Below are 13,201 nucleotides of genomic sequence, written 5' to 3'. Positions count from 1 at the left end.
CATGATTACGATAGAGTTTAACGAGGTCAAGCAGTCTTTCTACGGACGGCACATATTTGGGCCTCTGACGGCACAGCTAAAGGGCGGTCAGATTACGGCTGTTACCGGCGCTAACGGCAGCGGTAAATCAACCTTTTTAAAACTGGCCGGACATCTTCTGCGGCCTGCGCAGGGGACTGTCACGGTAAAAACAGAGAGCGGTGAGCTCACACAGGCAGCTTTGCGGCAGCATCTGGCGATGGTAACGCCGGAATTGCGCTTTTATGACCGGCTGACGGCCAGGGAGAATATGGCGTTTTTCCTGGGCTTAAGAGGGCTTTCACTGACTGAGGCTGCATATAGAAAGATTTTGGACAGGGTAGAGCTGCCGGCGTCAGCTGTCGACCATGTATATACCGGGGAGTTTTCCACGGGCATGCGGCAGAGGCTGAAGATGGCGGTGCTCCTGGCCTGTCAGGCAGATATCTGGCTGCTCGATGAGCCGGGGGCTAATCTTGATGAGGCTGGCCGGGCGATGGTGGCCAGGGAAGTACAGGCGGCTGCGGCGCAAAATGTCTTGGTGGCCTTGGCGACGAATGACCCGGGAGAGGAGGCGCTGGCGCATGCATGCATCGCTTTGGCAGGGAATTAAGCTGGTTTTTGGCAAGGAATTTACCTTAGGCCTGCGCTTTAAGGCTGCCTGGTCAACGATGTTTATGTTCGCCCTGACTACGCTGGCCTGTGTCAGTCTGGCCTTGCAGGGGGCGCCCTTAGAGCCGGAACTGGCCGCTGCCCTGTTGTGGATTATACTGTTCTTTGCCGCCATGGCCGGCGCTGACCGTGGGTTTGCTGATGAGGATACAGCCGGGACGCTGCTGACCTTGCAGATTTACGGCAGTGCCCAAACCGTGCTATGGGGCAAAATGCTTTATACGTGTTTTTTGCTCGTATGTCTGACGTTCTTCATTGTGCCCCTGTTTTTGCTTTTACTGGGGGCTGAGGTGGCGGCCGGCGGTGTATTAGCAGGCACGCTGCTGCTGGGGGACGTTGGTATTGCCGCAGCCGGAACGCTCATTGCAGCGCTGACAACGGGAGCGCAGGTTAAGAGCGGTTTGTTTTCGGTCTTAATGCTGCCGGTGATACTGCCGGTGTTTTTGCCGGCCATCTTTCTGACGGCAGGCACTTTGGGCAGCGGCCAGCTGCCGGTGCATTATCTTCTGGGAATGGCGCTGTATGATGGCGTATTGCTCGCGGCAGCGTCCGTACTTTTTGATTATCTATGGTATGAGGATTAGTTTGGAGGAATTTTCATGGGGGCTTTACTTGGTATATTGACCCTGCTCACTATAGGACTGGTGTTTTTTGTGGTGCCGCCGGCAGAAGGACTGGGCTATTATGTAAGGCTGGCTTTTTTGCATATTCCTGTGGCCTGGGTTGCGGTGCTGGCGTTTTTAATCAGTGCGTATGAAGGCGCTCGTTTTTTACGCAGCGGTGAGTTGGTAGCGGACGCCAAAAGCGCGGCGGCGGCCCAGCTGGGGTTCATTTTTGTCATTTTAGCCACGGTGAGCGGCGCGGTTTTTTCCAAGCTGACCTGGGGCGCGTATTGGAACTGGGACCCGCGGCAGACCACCATTTTTGTGCTGCTGTTAATTTACGGGGCGTATCTGACCTTGCGTGGAGCCATGCCGGCCGGACGCAGGCGGGCTAAAGTGGCGGCGGTGTATGCGCTGTTTTCCTTTTTGACAGTGCCGTTTTTGGTGTTCATCATTCCCCGTTTATATTTTTCCCTGCACCCATCGCCGGTGCTGAATGGCTCGGGGCTGGCTATGGATACCATCATGCTGGCCGTGCTTATGGCTGCTTTGGCAGATGTGACGGGGATTTTCTACTGGCTGTTCCGGCGGCAGACGAAACGGCTGCTGGCTGAGGGGGAAAATTTATGAATCGCAAAATATTATTAGGAATATTGCTGCTGGCTTTCGTCGGTTATGCCGGCTGGAGTTTTATGGACGCGGTTACGCCTTATGTGGGCATTGCTGAGGCGCGCAGGAGTACCAGCAATGTGCAGGTAAAGGGCCTGCTGGCGGCAGGTGCGCCGGCGCCGCACATGGAGGGCAATTTATTCGTTTTTACCTTGCAGGATGAGGAGACGGGGGAAACGATGGTGGTGCATTATCATGGGACGAAACCTGACCAGTTTGATGAGGCCTATCATGTTGTGGCCATCGGTAAATATCAGGATACGGCCTTTGAGGCACACAAGCTGCTTATAAAATGTCCGTCGAAATACGAACAGCAGAAACGCTAAAAGGGGGACTTTCATTTGGTTGGTGTGATTTCTTTAATGTTGGCCCTGCTGTTGTCACTGGGCGCAGTGCTCTGTTTTGCCAATGAAAAATGGCAGAGCAAAGGCCGCATACTGACGATATTGTCCTGTGGTCTGGTGGCAGTGGCCAGTGTCTACCTGCTGGTGCTGATTCTGAATAATCGTTTTGATATTTCCTATGTAGCTAATTATTCGGCGCGTGAACTGCCGCTGGTCTATAAAGTGTCGGCTTTTTGGGCAGGGCAGCAGGGTTCGTTTTTGCTGTGGCTGCTGATTCATGCCGTGGCAGGTCTTTTCCTGCTGTTAAAGCGTGCCCTGCCGGTGCCGGGAATGGCCGTGTATATGGCTCTGCAGGCACTCCTGACGGTGCTGGTACTGGCTAAAAGCCCCTTTGTGCCTAATCCAAATGTCGTGGAAAATGGCATTGGTTTAAATCCGCTGTTGCAGGACCCGTGGATGGCGGTGCATCCGCCGATTATCTTTGTGGGATATGCGTTGTTGGCTGTGCCGTTTGTCTATGGGGCGGCGGCGCTGCTTACCGGACAGCAGGCAAAGGACTGGCTGCCGGCAGCACGGCGCTGGGCACTTATCGCCTGGAGTTTTTTAGGCGCCGGGATTTTCATTGGCGGTTATTGGGCTTATAAGGTTTTGGGCTGGGGCGGCTTTTGGGGCTGGGACCCGGTGGAAAATTCTTCGCTGGTGCCCTGGCTGGCGGCCGGTATCTATATCCATGTGCTGAGGGCCGCGCAGATTCGTCCGGCAGTTATCACTATGGTACATCTGGCCGGTATCTTTGCCTATGGGCTCGTTATTTACGGTACGTTCCTGACGCGCAGCGGCATTTTGGGGGATTTTTCAGTGCATTCCTTTGCTGGGGACAGCATTGGCCTGAGCATTGCGCTGGTTAATGCCATCGTGCTGCTGGCAGGTTTGCTGCTGTTAATGGCCAAGGCCGGCAGCCTGCCCAAGGGGGAATATTATCCTTCCTATGACAGCCGGGAGTTTATTCTGCTGTTGGGCGCGCTGCTGCTGGTCTTTGTCGGTGTCATTATCTTTTTGGGCATGTCCATGCCGTTGTTTACGCAGCTTATAGGGAAACCGGCGGCTGTGGATACGGATTTCTATGTGCGTACTACTATGCCACTGGCGATTGCCTTGCTGCTGGCAGCCAGCTGTGCGCTGCTGCGTGGCTACGGCCAGGGCAGGGTACTGGCCTCAGTGGCGCCGCTTATCGTCTGGGGGCTGGCCGGTGCCGGGGCAGCTTATGCCGCCGGCGTGCGGCAGTTCCTGCCTTGTCTGCTGGCGGCCGTTTCTCTGTCGGCAGTGGGGGCGGCAGTTATCGCCTGGCATAAACATGGCCTGCGGACGGGCGGCGCGGTGGCGCATATTGGTCTGGGGCTCTCGTGTCTGGCTTTTGTGCTGGCCGGTTCGGGCAGTCAGTCGTACAGTCAGGAATTGCAGGTCGGGGAAAAATATCAGATTTTTGGCCATGAAATCTGCTATCAGGGACAGGAATTTGCTGATGGCAACAAGGCCAAGTATTACCTGTATCAGGTTGACGGTCAGGCAGTGCGTGCGCTGACCAAACTCCATGCCAATGGCGCGGACGCTGCCAGAGAACCGGCTATCGCCAAGGGAATCGGCGGTGATGTTTATCTGGCGCCTACGCCGCCCAAGGACAATGGCCGGACGGAAATGATTCTGAAACATGGCCGTATGGGCATGGACGAGGAGCTGGGCTACCGTTTTGAGGACGCTGCGATAGAACAACAGGCTGATGGCACGGTGCTGGTGACGGCCAAAGTGGGCGTCACGGACGGAACGACGATTGAAGAAGTGCAGCTGCATCTGACGGCGACCAAGGACGGCGGCAGCTCAGAACCGGTGGAGGTCTTTAACGGGCAAAGACGTCTGCGGCTGACGGGGATTACCCAGAACAGCAGTCAGATTCGTTTGGAAAGCATGCCGTCACTGGCCGCTGAACTTAATCAGCCGATTACGGCAAGCGTCAGCGTAAAGCCCTGTATCTGGCTGTTGTGGCTGGGCGCGGTGCTCGTATGTGCCGGCACTTTGTGGGCAGTGAAGAAATAAAAAAGCAGCCGCTTGTGGCGGCTGCCGGGGCACTGCGGAAACAGGCAGTGCTTAGTAAATTCTTTCCAGTTCATACCCGTTATCATGCAGGGCTTTGGTGATTCGCTGGATATGTTCTTCGTTGTTGGTTTCACAGGTAACTTCGAGGATAACCTTTTTAAAGCTGTCGGTCACCTTGGACTGGTTATGGTTAAGTTCGATAACATTGGCGTTTTCCTCAGCGAGAATACGGGAAATGGTGAGGAGCTGGCCCGGTTTGTCCGGCAGGAGAACGCCGAAACAGAATACCCGGCCTCTGGCTATCTTGGCTTTTTCAATTAAAGCGGAGATAGTGGAGATGTCGATATTGCCGCCACTGACAATGGCGGCTACTTTTTTGCCCTTGAAGGGGAGTTTGGAAAGGGCGGCGAGTGAGAGGACGCCGGCCCCTTCGGCAATGAGTTTGTGCTTTTCGATAAGGGAGAGCAGGGCACCCATGATTTCCATTTCGGAAACGGTGATGATATCATCAAGGTATTTTTTGCAGAATTCGTAGGTCAGTGTGCCGGCCGTTTTGACAGCGCAGCCGTCCGCTACGGTGTCGGCGGATTTTAAGGTGACGATTTTCTGTTTGTCGAGGGCGGCTTTCATGCAGGCGGCATTTTCCGGTTCAACGCCGATGACTTTGATGTCCGGGTTGACGAGTTTGGTGGCCAGGGCCACGCCGGAGGCAAAGCCGCCGCCGCCGATGGGCACGAGGATAGCATCGATGTCTTTGCAGGCGTCAATGATTTCAAGGGCGGTAGTGCCCTGTCCCAGGAGTACCTGCAGGTCGTTGAAGGGGTGAATATAGACGTAGCCATGCTGTTTTTGTAGTTCGAGGCTGTAGGCGTAGGCGTCGTCAAAGCCGTCGCCGTGGAGCACGACTTCGGCCCCTAAGGCCTTGGTGCCTTCAACTTTTAAGATTGGCGTGGTGGCCGGCATACAGATTACAGCCTTGACGCCGAGTTTTTGGGCGGCGAAGGCTACGCCCTGAGCATGGTTGCCGGCTGAGGACGTGATAACGCCTTTGGCGCGTTCTTCGGGGGTGAGCTGGCTGATTTTATTGTAGGCACCGCGCAGTTTAAAGGCGCCGGTGTGCTGAAGGTTTTCCGGTTTGAGGTAAACTTCATTGCCGGAGATTTCGGAGAAAAAGTCGCTGGGGATAAGGGAGGTTTTTTTGACAATGCCTTCCAAATTGCGGGCGGCCTGGTAAACGCCGGCAATGGTAGTTGTCTCTACGATTTCCTGATTGGTGACTTTCGGTGCTTTTTCTTTGGACATAGCTCTGCCTCCTGTTATATATGTTTACATATAATGTAAAATATGACATGATTTCTATAGTAAAATGTTCTACTTAGTGTAGCATTATCCTTCAAAGAATGTCAATGTATTTTCTGCTGAATGGGGAAGGATTTTGTCTATAGTTTAGCGAAATATGTAGTCATAAAGTAATACGGGGAGGAATGTTTATATGCCAGGGGGAAAGCTTGCCCGTATATTGGTGCCTATTGATGCCTCGGAGGGAGCTGGTCGGGCGGCGGCATTTGCCGTGAATTTGGCAGAGATAACCGGGGCAGAGGTTGATGTATTGCATGTGACGTATTTTGACAAGGATACGGATGCCAAGGAGGAGTCCTGGCTGCCTGATTCCATTGCCGGTTCAATGGATGATGAGGCACAGGCGGCGCTGAAGATGGCGGAAAAATATATTCCTGCTGATTTTGCGTATGAGTATCATCAGCGTACCGGCACACCGGTGGAGACCATTCTGGAGTTTTGTGAGGAAGGCGGCCATGATTGCATTGTCGTGGGCGGCCGCGGTCTGGGTGTGATGGAAGGGCTGATTTTTGGCAGTGTCAGTCAGGAGCTTATTGAACGCGCTAAAGTATCTGTGGTGGTAGTTAAGTGAATAATGAGCTGAATTTACAGCAGGGGGGTATTCCTTATGATGAAAAACATTCTTGTACCGGTCGATGGTTCGGAAGGTTCTGACCGCGCTGTGGCAGAGGCCATTGCTATGGCAGAGGCTTGTGAGGCCAAGCTGAATTTCCTCTATGTGGCGAATATCAATCAACTGGCGATTAACGCCTGTCTGTCAGACGCGATTCTGGAGGCAGTTACCAAGGCCGGTAATGTGATTCTGGACAGGGCGATGGAAATGGTGCCGTCGGGGATTGAAAAAGAGGCGTTTTCGGAAACCGGGTCGCCGGCCGTAGTTATTTTGGATTTTGCTACGTCCAATGATATTGATTTGATTATCATGGGCAGCCGGGGACTGGGAATTGTCAAAGGCGTGCTGCTGGGCAGCGTCAGCCAGTATATTGTAGAACAGGCTAAATGTCCGGTTCTGGTGGTGAAATAGGCAATTTTTTTCGTGGCCAGCGAGGCGGCTCATGGCTGTTCACGCTATGCTATGACAATTCTCTAAAAATATTTTTTGCCATAATAAAAACGCAAAGCACTTAAACTCACTGCGTTCAAACAAAAGTGCTTTGCGTTTTTTGTGTGTGGTGGGCAAAAAATATTTTCTTAACGTGAATCGTCATACGCGGCGCTTAGAACAGCCATGAGCCGCCTCGCTGGAAGTTACTATCAATTATTTCGGTCAGCAAATGGTATTCCTGTCTTTTAGCTATGGTTATGACGATTTTACCAACTAGCCGGCAAGCATGACCGCTGCCGGCGTACTACGCTTACGCTGTATGCTGACAAAACATCAGAACTCCAATGTACGAATCTTGCCGGTCTTGCGGAAGGCGTTCATATCGATGATACGCTGATTGCTGGAGCCACGGAAGTTGAGGGTTAAATCGCGGAGGCGTTCTTCGTAGGGGCCGTCTACGAGAACGTCAAGTTCCCGCAGCAGGGCGTCGATGGCCGGGTTCTTTTTGGCCAGTAATTCTTCTAAAGTGTAGCCGGTATAGCTCCAGACGTCTAAGCCGCGTTTGTGTGCCTCTTTGGCCAGGCGTGTGAGGGGGGCAGGCTGGAGAAAGGGTTCGCCGCCGCTGAAGGTTATGCCGGTGAGGAGAGGGTTTTCATCAATCCGGGCCAAGATGTTTTCCGTATCCTCGTCACGGCCGCCGCTGGCGGCATGGGTGTCGGGATTTTGACAGCCGACACAATGATGGGGACAACCTTGGGTAAAGACTGAAAGTCTAAGGCCATCCCCATCAACGATGGAATCATCCACGATTCCTGCTATGCGCATTTTCATTTTAGTGAGTAACCGTGTGTTTTACCCGGTCGTGTTCCTCGGCCTGCTTGGCGTCGTTCCAGCGGTCGATAGTGCCCACGAGGTAGCCCGTGATACGGCGGATACGCTCGAATTTCTGGGGCTGGAGCACATAATCTAAATGAATCTGACCGTCAGCGGCCGGAGTCAAAGTCAGTTCGTTGACACGTTCGTTGGTTTGTTCTTCTACATAACCGATGTAATTTACGATTTCCTGTTCGGAAACGTCTGTCAGTCCATCGATGGTTACAGCAACATCATTTACCATCATGATAATCACCTGTCCTTAAAAAATAATAGTATGTATAAGACCTTGCGGTATTTGTTGAGCTTTCATCGCCTTTAGCGGTGAATCTACGAAAATTATACAATATGTATGGCGTTAAGTCAATGGAAAATACTATATGTTGTTATTAGCGGCGGCATTATCCCCGTACTTATCCACAAGGATAAAGCGTGAATCAGGCGCTGTAACAGGGGTGAAAAAAAGTTATCCACAGATTGCTGTTGCGTCAATCTGTGGATAAGAAAATACCGTATATGGTGGTTTTTATATTTACAACCCCAAGATAAACGGTTTATTGATTTTGTTTGATAACTGTACGAATGGGGAAGGGAATTTCAATGCCTTCCTGCCGGAATCTGGCGGTGAGGGCTTTGATGAATTCGTGTTTCAGGCGGAACTGGTCATCGAAACGGGCGGAGTGCAGGAGTACATTAAAGTCAATGCTGCTGTCACCAAAGTTGTAGAACCGCACAGTGGGCTGTCTGTTATCATCGAGTTTTTCATTGAGAGCAGTCAGCACCTGCCGGGCAACGTCCAACGTCACGTCCTCTACCTTTTGCAGGTCACTGTCATAAGCAACGCCCACGGGGATTTTGATGACGATATCATGCCGGGGCATGCTGTAGTTGGTGATGATGGACGAGGCGATTTTCTGGTTCGGGATTACGACCATATTACCGTCGCCTACCGGAACGATGGTGGTAAAACGCCAGGTAATATCCGTAACGCGGCCTTCTTCGCCGGAGCTCAGGCGGATATAATCACCCAGCCGCAGCTGTTTGGAAAGAATCAGGTGCAGGCCGGAGAAGATATTGGCCAGCGTTTCCTGCAGGGCCAGGGCCACGGCCATACCACCGACACCCAGGGCGGTGAGAATGGGGGCGATGGATATGCCGTAGTATTGCAGAACTACCAGAATGCCCATGGCGTAGATAATGCCGTTCAGGATAGCGTTCAGCAGGGTGGTTTTGGGCATGCGCTGCTGGGAACGCTCGATTTGCATATCCACCACGCCGCTGATGGTCCGGGCAATAACCCGGGTGATAGTCAGAATGATGACGGTAAAGAGTATATAGGAAAAGATGCGTACTAAAGGTTCGATGATGTCAATGGTATTGACAATCCAGTACAGCCCTACGACTACACAGAAGGAAATGGGCACGCCCTGCATGGCATTGATAAAAATATACTGCCAGGTGGCCTCCTCGATGGTGAGGTGCTGCATTATACGGCGTTTTATCATGCGGTTGACCATTATGCCCACAGTGAGGGCTGCTGCCAGTATACAACCGGGGATTAGCAGCATTTCCAAAAGATGAGCCCAGTTAATGAGACTCAGTATTTCCAGATTTGGCAAAATGATTCCTCCTACTTATTTTTAAGTGTGAAACTTGAATAAAAAATCCTTTACATTATACTATATGTAGGCAAAAAAAAATAGTAAGGAGAAAATACATGGCTGAGATTTTAATCACAGGTGAGCGCCTGCGTCTGCGCCGGGCCACGGAGGCGGATTTGGATTATATCATGGAGCTGGAATATGCCCCGGACAATTTACCGTATATTGTGCCCTTTGACCGGGATTTTCATACCGGGATAATTACGAATGGTCAGGCCTCTATGGACGTGATTGTCGAGGAAGTGGCCAGCGGTGAGCCGGCAGGATATTTTATGGTGGCCGGCCTGTCTACTGAGGCCAGGGAAATGGAATGGACGCATGTCATTATTGCCAAGAAGGGGCTTGGATATGGACACGAGGCCATGAAACTTATAAAAAAATGGGCCTTTGAAGTGAAAAAGTTCCATCGGGCCTGGCTCGACTGCAAAGATTATAATGACAGAGCCCTGCATCTTTATGAGAGCGAGGGCATGGTGCGGGAAGGTCTTATCCGCGAAACCATCATTACCAATGGCGTTTATGAGAATCTGGTTGTTTTGGGAATTTTGGACCGGGAATATTTTGCCCGCCGGGAGGCCGGTCTGGAACTGTAGGGATTGAATGCTTGCATTTTCATAAAAAAGACATTACAATTATATTCATGTAAATTATACATTACAAATTAACAATGAATCTGGAGGCGGCCTATGAAACGTGTATCCGTGGAGCTGATTCCCCGTGATGAAGAATCTTTGCGTGGCGAGTTGCAGTTGTTAAAGCAGTACGAAGGCAAGCTGGATGTTATAAATATACCTGACCTGCTGCGGTTTGACATTCGCAGTTGGGAAGGTTCGGCCATGGCTCAGGAGTATTTTCCCATGTCGATGCCGCATATCCGCGCCATGGATATTGATTTGGACAAAGAGCTGCCCATGAAGGACTATCTGCGTGAGCATAATATAAAGGAAGTCCTGGTGGTGCAGGGGGACCCTCCCCAGCGCATGACGCACGAGGTGTATCCGACGGAATCAACGGATGTTATCCGCAAGTTCCGTGAGGAAATGCCGGAGGTGAAAGTCTATGCCGGTATTGACCAGTACAGAAGTTCCATGCGCCATGAGCTCTACCGCACCCGCCGCAAGGTGCAGGCTGGCGCGGCCGGGTTCTTCACGCAGCCGTTCTTTGATATGCGTATGCTGGAAATCTACATGGATATGCTTGACGGCCTTGATGTGTACTGGGGCGTATCCCCTGTGGTCACGGCTGCCTCGCAGAGTTATTGGGAACGCAAGAATAACGTCATTTTCCCGAAGAACTTTGCGCCGACCTTGGCGTGGAGCGTGGAGTTTTCCCGTCAGGTCATGGAAATGGCGGATAAAAAGGACGCTAATGTGTACTTAATGCCCATTAAGACCAACCTGGAAGAGTATTTAGCAGGCGTGTTTGCTTGATAAAGATGCTATGAAATCTTTGCGAGTCAAGCCGATAGGCGCAGAATCGCTTAGATTTCGTTTAAGGGCGCAGTGCAAAACATTGTTTTGCACGGAGTTTTATTTGTGTATTTTAGGAGAGTGAATCATGTTTAAGATTCTGAAGAAAGAGGAGTTGTCGCCGAGCGTCTACTCCATGGATATTGAGGCCCCGCGCGTGGCGAAGAAATGTCTGGCCGGTCAGTTTATCATTCTGCGTGTGGATGAGGAAGGTGAGCGCATTCCTCTGACTATCGCTAATTTTGACCGCGAAAAAGGCATTATCAACATTGTATTCCAGGTAATCGGTGCCTCCACGATGGCTCTGGCTGCCAAAAACGCCGGCGACAGCATTGTGGACTTTGCCGGCCCCTTAGGCCAGCCGTCCGAAATCAAGAAGTTTGACGGCACGGTTGTTGTTGTGGGCGGCGGTATCGGTGTTGCGCCGACTTTCCCGATTGCCCGGGCCATGAAAGAGGCCGGCAACAAGGTTATCGCCATCATGGGCGCCAAGACCAAAGACATCCTGATTATGGAAAAGGAAATGTCCGAAGTAACGGATGAAATCCTCATCACTACCGATGATGGTTCCCGTGGCATTAAGGGCTTTGTCACCTATGCGGTACAGGAACTCGTGAACCGCGGCGAAAAGATTGCCCAGATTACGGCTATCGGCCCGGTTATCATGATGAAGAGCGTGGCTGACGCTACGCGTGAACTCGGCATTCCGACGGTGGTCAGCCTGAATCCTATCATGGTAGACGGCACGGGCATGTGCGGCGGCTGCCGTGTAACCGTGGGCGACGAAACGAAGTTTGCCTGCGTAGATGGCCCGGAATTTGACGCGCATAAGGTAGATTTCCCCGAACTCATGAGCCGCCAGCGCATGTATCGCGATATGGAGGCTGAGGAAAAGGAACATATTTGCCGCATTGGTTTGGGGAGGAAATAAACGATGGCTTTGTCTTTGAAGAAACATGAAATGCCGGTGCAGGACCCGCAGGTTCGCGCCCATAACTTTGATGAAGTAGCTTTGGGCTACGATGAAGAAACGGCGGTAGCCGAGGCTGAGCGCTGCCTGCACTGCAAAGTGCCCCAGTGCCGCAAGGGCTGCCCGGTGTCTGTAGATATTCCGGAATTTATCGGTAAGATTAAAGAGCGCGATTTTGATGGCGCTATTGAGAAAATCAAAGAGGCTAATGCTCTGCCGGCTGTTTGCGGCCGTGTCTGCCCGCAGGAAAATCAGTGCGAAAAATACTGCGTACTGGCCAAGAAGGGCGAATCCGTCGGCATTGGCCGTTTGGAACGCTATGTAGCTGACCGCTATATGGCCAAGAATGAAGAAGTAAAACCCATCGAGTATGCTGCGGACGCGCAGAAGGTAGCTGTAATCGGCTCCGGCCCCTCCGGCCTGTCCTGTGCTGGTGACCTGGCCAAGAAGGGCTATAAGGTAACGGTATTTGAGGCCCTGCATAAGGCTGGCGGCGTGTTATCCTACGGCATTCCCGAATTCCGTCTGCCGAAAGATGATGTCGTGAAGAAGGAAATCGATAACATCGCCAAACTCGGCGTGAAGTTTGAACTCAACTCCGTAGCCGGCCGCCTGTTCACGGTGGACGAGCTGATGGAAGAAGAAGGTTTTGATGCGGTATTCATCGGCACGGGTGCCGGTCTGCCGCGTTTCCAGGGAATTCCGGGCGAAAGCCTCAGCGGCGTTTATTCCGCCAACGAATTCCTGACGCGCTGCAACCTCATGAAGGCTTATAAGTTCCCGGAATATGCTACGCCGATTAAGATTGGCAAAAAGGTCGCCGTTATCGGCGGCGGCAACGTGGCTATGGACGCTGCCCGTACGGCATTGCGCCTGGGCGCGGAAAAAGTCTATATCGTCTATCGCCGTAGCGAGGCAGAACTGCCTGCCCGTAAGGAAGAAGTGGAACATGCTAAAGAAGAGGGCATTGAATTCAAACTCCTCAACAACCCGGTGGAAATTCTTGGGGATGAAAACGGCTGGGTTAAAGGCATGCGCTGCATTAAGATGGAGCTCGGTGAGCCTGATGAATCCGGCCGCCGTCGTCCGGTAGCGGTTGCTGGTTCTGAGTTTGACCTGGAGGTAGAGACGGTTATTGTATCCATCGGTACCGGCCCGAATCCGATTATCTCGCAGACGACGCCGGGGCTTGACACTACAAAGCGCGGCAACATTGCGGCTGATGAGGAAACCGGGGCAACGTCCAAACCGGGCGTATTTGCCGGCGGCGATATCGTCACGGGGGCTGCTACGGTAATTCTCGCCATGGGCGCAGGCCGTAAGGCAGCTGCTGCCATTGATGAATATCTGAAAAGCAAGCGCTAAGCGCTAACTGAATAAATAATGGGGAATCCACCCGGGCTGGGCCTGGGTGGATTCGTCCGTTTG

Annotated in this window: 15 protein-coding genes; 11 read left to right on the top strand and 4 right to left on the bottom strand. The window is 52.3% G+C overall.

The window, feature by feature from the left end:
* Position 1 precedes the first annotated feature (1 nt).
* From DL94_RS0106595 to ccsA (DL94_RS0106575), 5 genes are read left to right on the top strand one after another with little or no spacing between them, the layout of a single operon-like run.
* Positions 2 to 631 (top strand): ABC transporter ATP-binding protein, encoded by a 630-nt coding sequence (locus DL94_RS0106595; RefSeq protein WP_028129486.1) that lies wholly within the window; start codon positions 2 to 4, stop codon positions 629 to 631.
* A complete protein-coding gene (locus DL94_RS0106590) occupies positions 603 to 1,274 on the top strand; it encodes a heme exporter protein CcmB (protein ID WP_028129485.1) in 672 nt (223 codons plus the stop codon). The genes DL94_RS0106595 and DL94_RS0106590 overlap by 29 nt, the downstream gene beginning before the upstream one ends.
* Positions 1,275 to 1,289: 15 nt before the next feature.
* A complete protein-coding gene (gene ccsA / locus DL94_RS0106585; RefSeq protein WP_028129484.1) occupies positions 1,290 to 1,922 on the top strand; it encodes a cytochrome c biogenesis protein CcsA in 633 nt (210 codons plus the stop codon).
* Positions 1,919 to 2,287 (top strand): cytochrome c maturation protein CcmE domain-containing protein, encoded by a 369-nt coding sequence (locus DL94_RS0106580; RefSeq protein WP_028129483.1) that lies wholly within the window; start codon positions 1,919 to 1,921, stop codon positions 2,285 to 2,287. Before ccsA (DL94_RS0106585) ends, DL94_RS0106580 begins: the two co-directional genes overlap by 4 nt.
* Before the next feature lie 15 nt (positions 2,288 to 2,302).
* Complete coding sequence (ccsA, locus tag DL94_RS0106575) at positions 2,303 to 4,396, top strand: cytochrome c biogenesis protein CcsA (protein WP_028129482.1); 2,094 nt, start codon at positions 2,303 to 2,305, stop codon at positions 4,394 to 4,396.
* Positions 4,397 to 4,447: 51 nt separating this feature from the next.
* Here the strand turns inward: ccsA (DL94_RS0106575) and ilvA are convergent, their stop codons facing one another.
* A complete protein-coding gene (gene ilvA / locus DL94_RS0106570) occupies positions 4,448 to 5,698 on the bottom strand; it encodes a threonine ammonia-lyase (protein WP_028129481.1) in 1,251 nt (416 codons plus the stop codon).
* 190 nt (positions 5,699 to 5,888) lie between these two features.
* On the opposite strand from ilvA, the gene DL94_RS0106565 reads away from it, so the two are divergent.
* Positions 5,889 to 6,326, top strand: a complete 438-nt coding sequence (locus tag DL94_RS0106565) for a universal stress protein (protein WP_028129480.1) — start codon at positions 5,889 to 5,891, stop codon at positions 6,324 to 6,326.
* Between the two features lie 36 nt (positions 6,327 to 6,362).
* Positions 6,363 to 6,779, top strand: a complete 417-nt coding sequence (locus DL94_RS0106560) for a universal stress protein (RefSeq protein WP_028129479.1) — start codon at positions 6,363 to 6,365, stop codon at positions 6,777 to 6,779.
* A 354-nt stretch (positions 6,780 to 7,133) separates the two neighbouring features.
* Here the strand turns inward: DL94_RS0106560 and nrdG are convergent, their stop codons facing one another.
* From nrdG to DL94_RS0106545, 3 genes are all read right to left on the bottom strand, one after another.
* Positions 7,134 to 7,631 (bottom strand): anaerobic ribonucleoside-triphosphate reductase activating protein, encoded by a 498-nt coding sequence (nrdG, locus tag DL94_RS0106555; RefSeq protein ID WP_028129478.1) that lies wholly within the window; start codon positions 7,629 to 7,631, stop codon positions 7,134 to 7,136.
* 1 nt (position 7,632) lies between these two features.
* Complete coding sequence (nrdD, locus tag DL94_RS0106550) at positions 7,633 to 7,920, bottom strand: anaerobic ribonucleoside-triphosphate reductase (RefSeq protein ID WP_028129477.1); 288 nt, start codon at positions 7,918 to 7,920, stop codon at positions 7,633 to 7,635.
* A gap of 307 nt (positions 7,921 to 8,227) precedes the next feature.
* Positions 8,228 to 9,241 (bottom strand): mechanosensitive ion channel family protein, encoded by a 1,014-nt coding sequence (locus tag DL94_RS0106545; RefSeq protein WP_156031720.1) that lies wholly within the window; start codon positions 9,239 to 9,241, stop codon positions 8,228 to 8,230.
* Between the two features lie 149 nt (positions 9,242 to 9,390).
* On the opposite strand from DL94_RS0106545, the gene DL94_RS0106540 reads away from it, so the two are divergent.
* The 4 genes from DL94_RS0106540 (at position 9,391) to gltA (ending at position 13,138) form a co-directional block, all read left to right on the top strand.
* Entirely contained in the window at positions 9,391 to 9,927 is a 537-nt protein-coding gene (locus DL94_RS0106540) for a GNAT family N-acetyltransferase (protein WP_028129475.1), read from the top strand.
* 93 nt (positions 9,928 to 10,020) lie between these two features.
* A complete protein-coding gene (locus tag DL94_RS0106535) occupies positions 10,021 to 10,764 on the top strand; it encodes a methylenetetrahydrofolate reductase (RefSeq protein WP_028129474.1) in 744 nt (247 codons plus the stop codon).
* 127 nt (positions 10,765 to 10,891) lie between these two features.
* The gene (locus DL94_RS0106530) at positions 10,892 to 11,734 is read left to right on the top strand and encodes a sulfide/dihydroorotate dehydrogenase-like FAD/NAD-binding protein (protein ID WP_028129473.1); all 843 of its coding nucleotides are present in this window, start codon (positions 10,892 to 10,894) and stop codon (positions 11,732 to 11,734) included.
* A gap of 3 nt (positions 11,735 to 11,737) precedes the next feature.
* Entirely contained in the window at positions 11,738 to 13,138 is a 1,401-nt protein-coding gene (gltA, locus tag DL94_RS0106525; protein WP_028129472.1) for an NADPH-dependent glutamate synthase, read from the top strand.
* The last annotated feature ends 63 nt before the right edge of the window (positions 13,139 to 13,201 follow it).

The sequence above is a fragment of the Selenomonas sp. AE3005 genome (assembly GCF_000686945.1).
Lineage (GTDB): Bacteria > Bacillota > Negativicutes > Selenomonadales > Selenomonadaceae > Selenomonas_A.
The sequence above is the reverse complement of the archived record's forward strand: the minus strand, read 5'-3'. Positions and strand labels throughout refer to the sequence as shown.

Bases quoted from the DNA above. Each gene is read 5' to 3' on its own strand.
- DL94_RS0106530 (WP_028129473.1), top strand. From the start codon at position 10,892: ATGTTTAAGATTCTGAAGAAAGAGGAGTTGTCGCCGAGCGTCTACTCC.
- DL94_RS0106535 (WP_028129474.1), top strand. From the start codon at position 10,021: ATGAAACGTGTATCCGTGGAGCTGATTCCCCGTGATGAAGAATCTTTG.
- DL94_RS0106580 (WP_028129483.1), top strand. From the start codon at position 1,919: ATGAATCGCAAAATATTATTAGGAATATTGCTGCTGGCTTTCGTCGGT.
- nrdG (WP_028129478.1), bottom strand. From the start codon at position 7,631: ATGAAAATGCGCATAGCAGGAATCGTGGATGATTCCATCGTTGATGGG.
- DL94_RS0106545 (WP_156031720.1), bottom strand. From the start codon at position 9,241: ATGCTGCTAATCCCCGGTTGTATACTGGCAGCAGCCCTCACTGTGGGC.
- ilvA (WP_028129481.1), bottom strand. From the start codon at position 5,698: ATGTCCAAAGAAAAAGCACCGAAAGTCACCAATCAGGAAATCGTAGAG.
- DL94_RS0106595 (WP_028129486.1), top strand. From the start codon at position 2: ATGATTACGATAGAGTTTAACGAGGTCAAGCAGTCTTTCTACGGACGG.
- nrdD (WP_028129477.1), bottom strand. From the start codon at position 7,920: ATGATGGTAAATGATGTTGCTGTAACCATCGATGGACTGACAGACGTT.
- ccsA (WP_028129484.1), top strand. From the start codon at position 1,290: ATGGGGGCTTTACTTGGTATATTGACCCTGCTCACTATAGGACTGGTG.
- DL94_RS0106590 (WP_028129485.1), top strand. From the start codon at position 603: ATGCATGCATCGCTTTGGCAGGGAATTAAGCTGGTTTTTGGCAAGGAA.
- DL94_RS0106565 (WP_028129480.1), top strand. From the start codon at position 5,889: ATGCCAGGGGGAAAGCTTGCCCGTATATTGGTGCCTATTGATGCCTCG.
- gltA (WP_028129472.1), top strand. From the start codon at position 11,738: ATGGCTTTGTCTTTGAAGAAACATGAAATGCCGGTGCAGGACCCGCAG.
- DL94_RS0106560 (WP_028129479.1), top strand. From the start codon at position 6,363: ATGATGAAAAACATTCTTGTACCGGTCGATGGTTCGGAAGGTTCTGAC.
- DL94_RS0106540 (WP_028129475.1), top strand. From the start codon at position 9,391: ATGGCTGAGATTTTAATCACAGGTGAGCGCCTGCGTCTGCGCCGGGCC.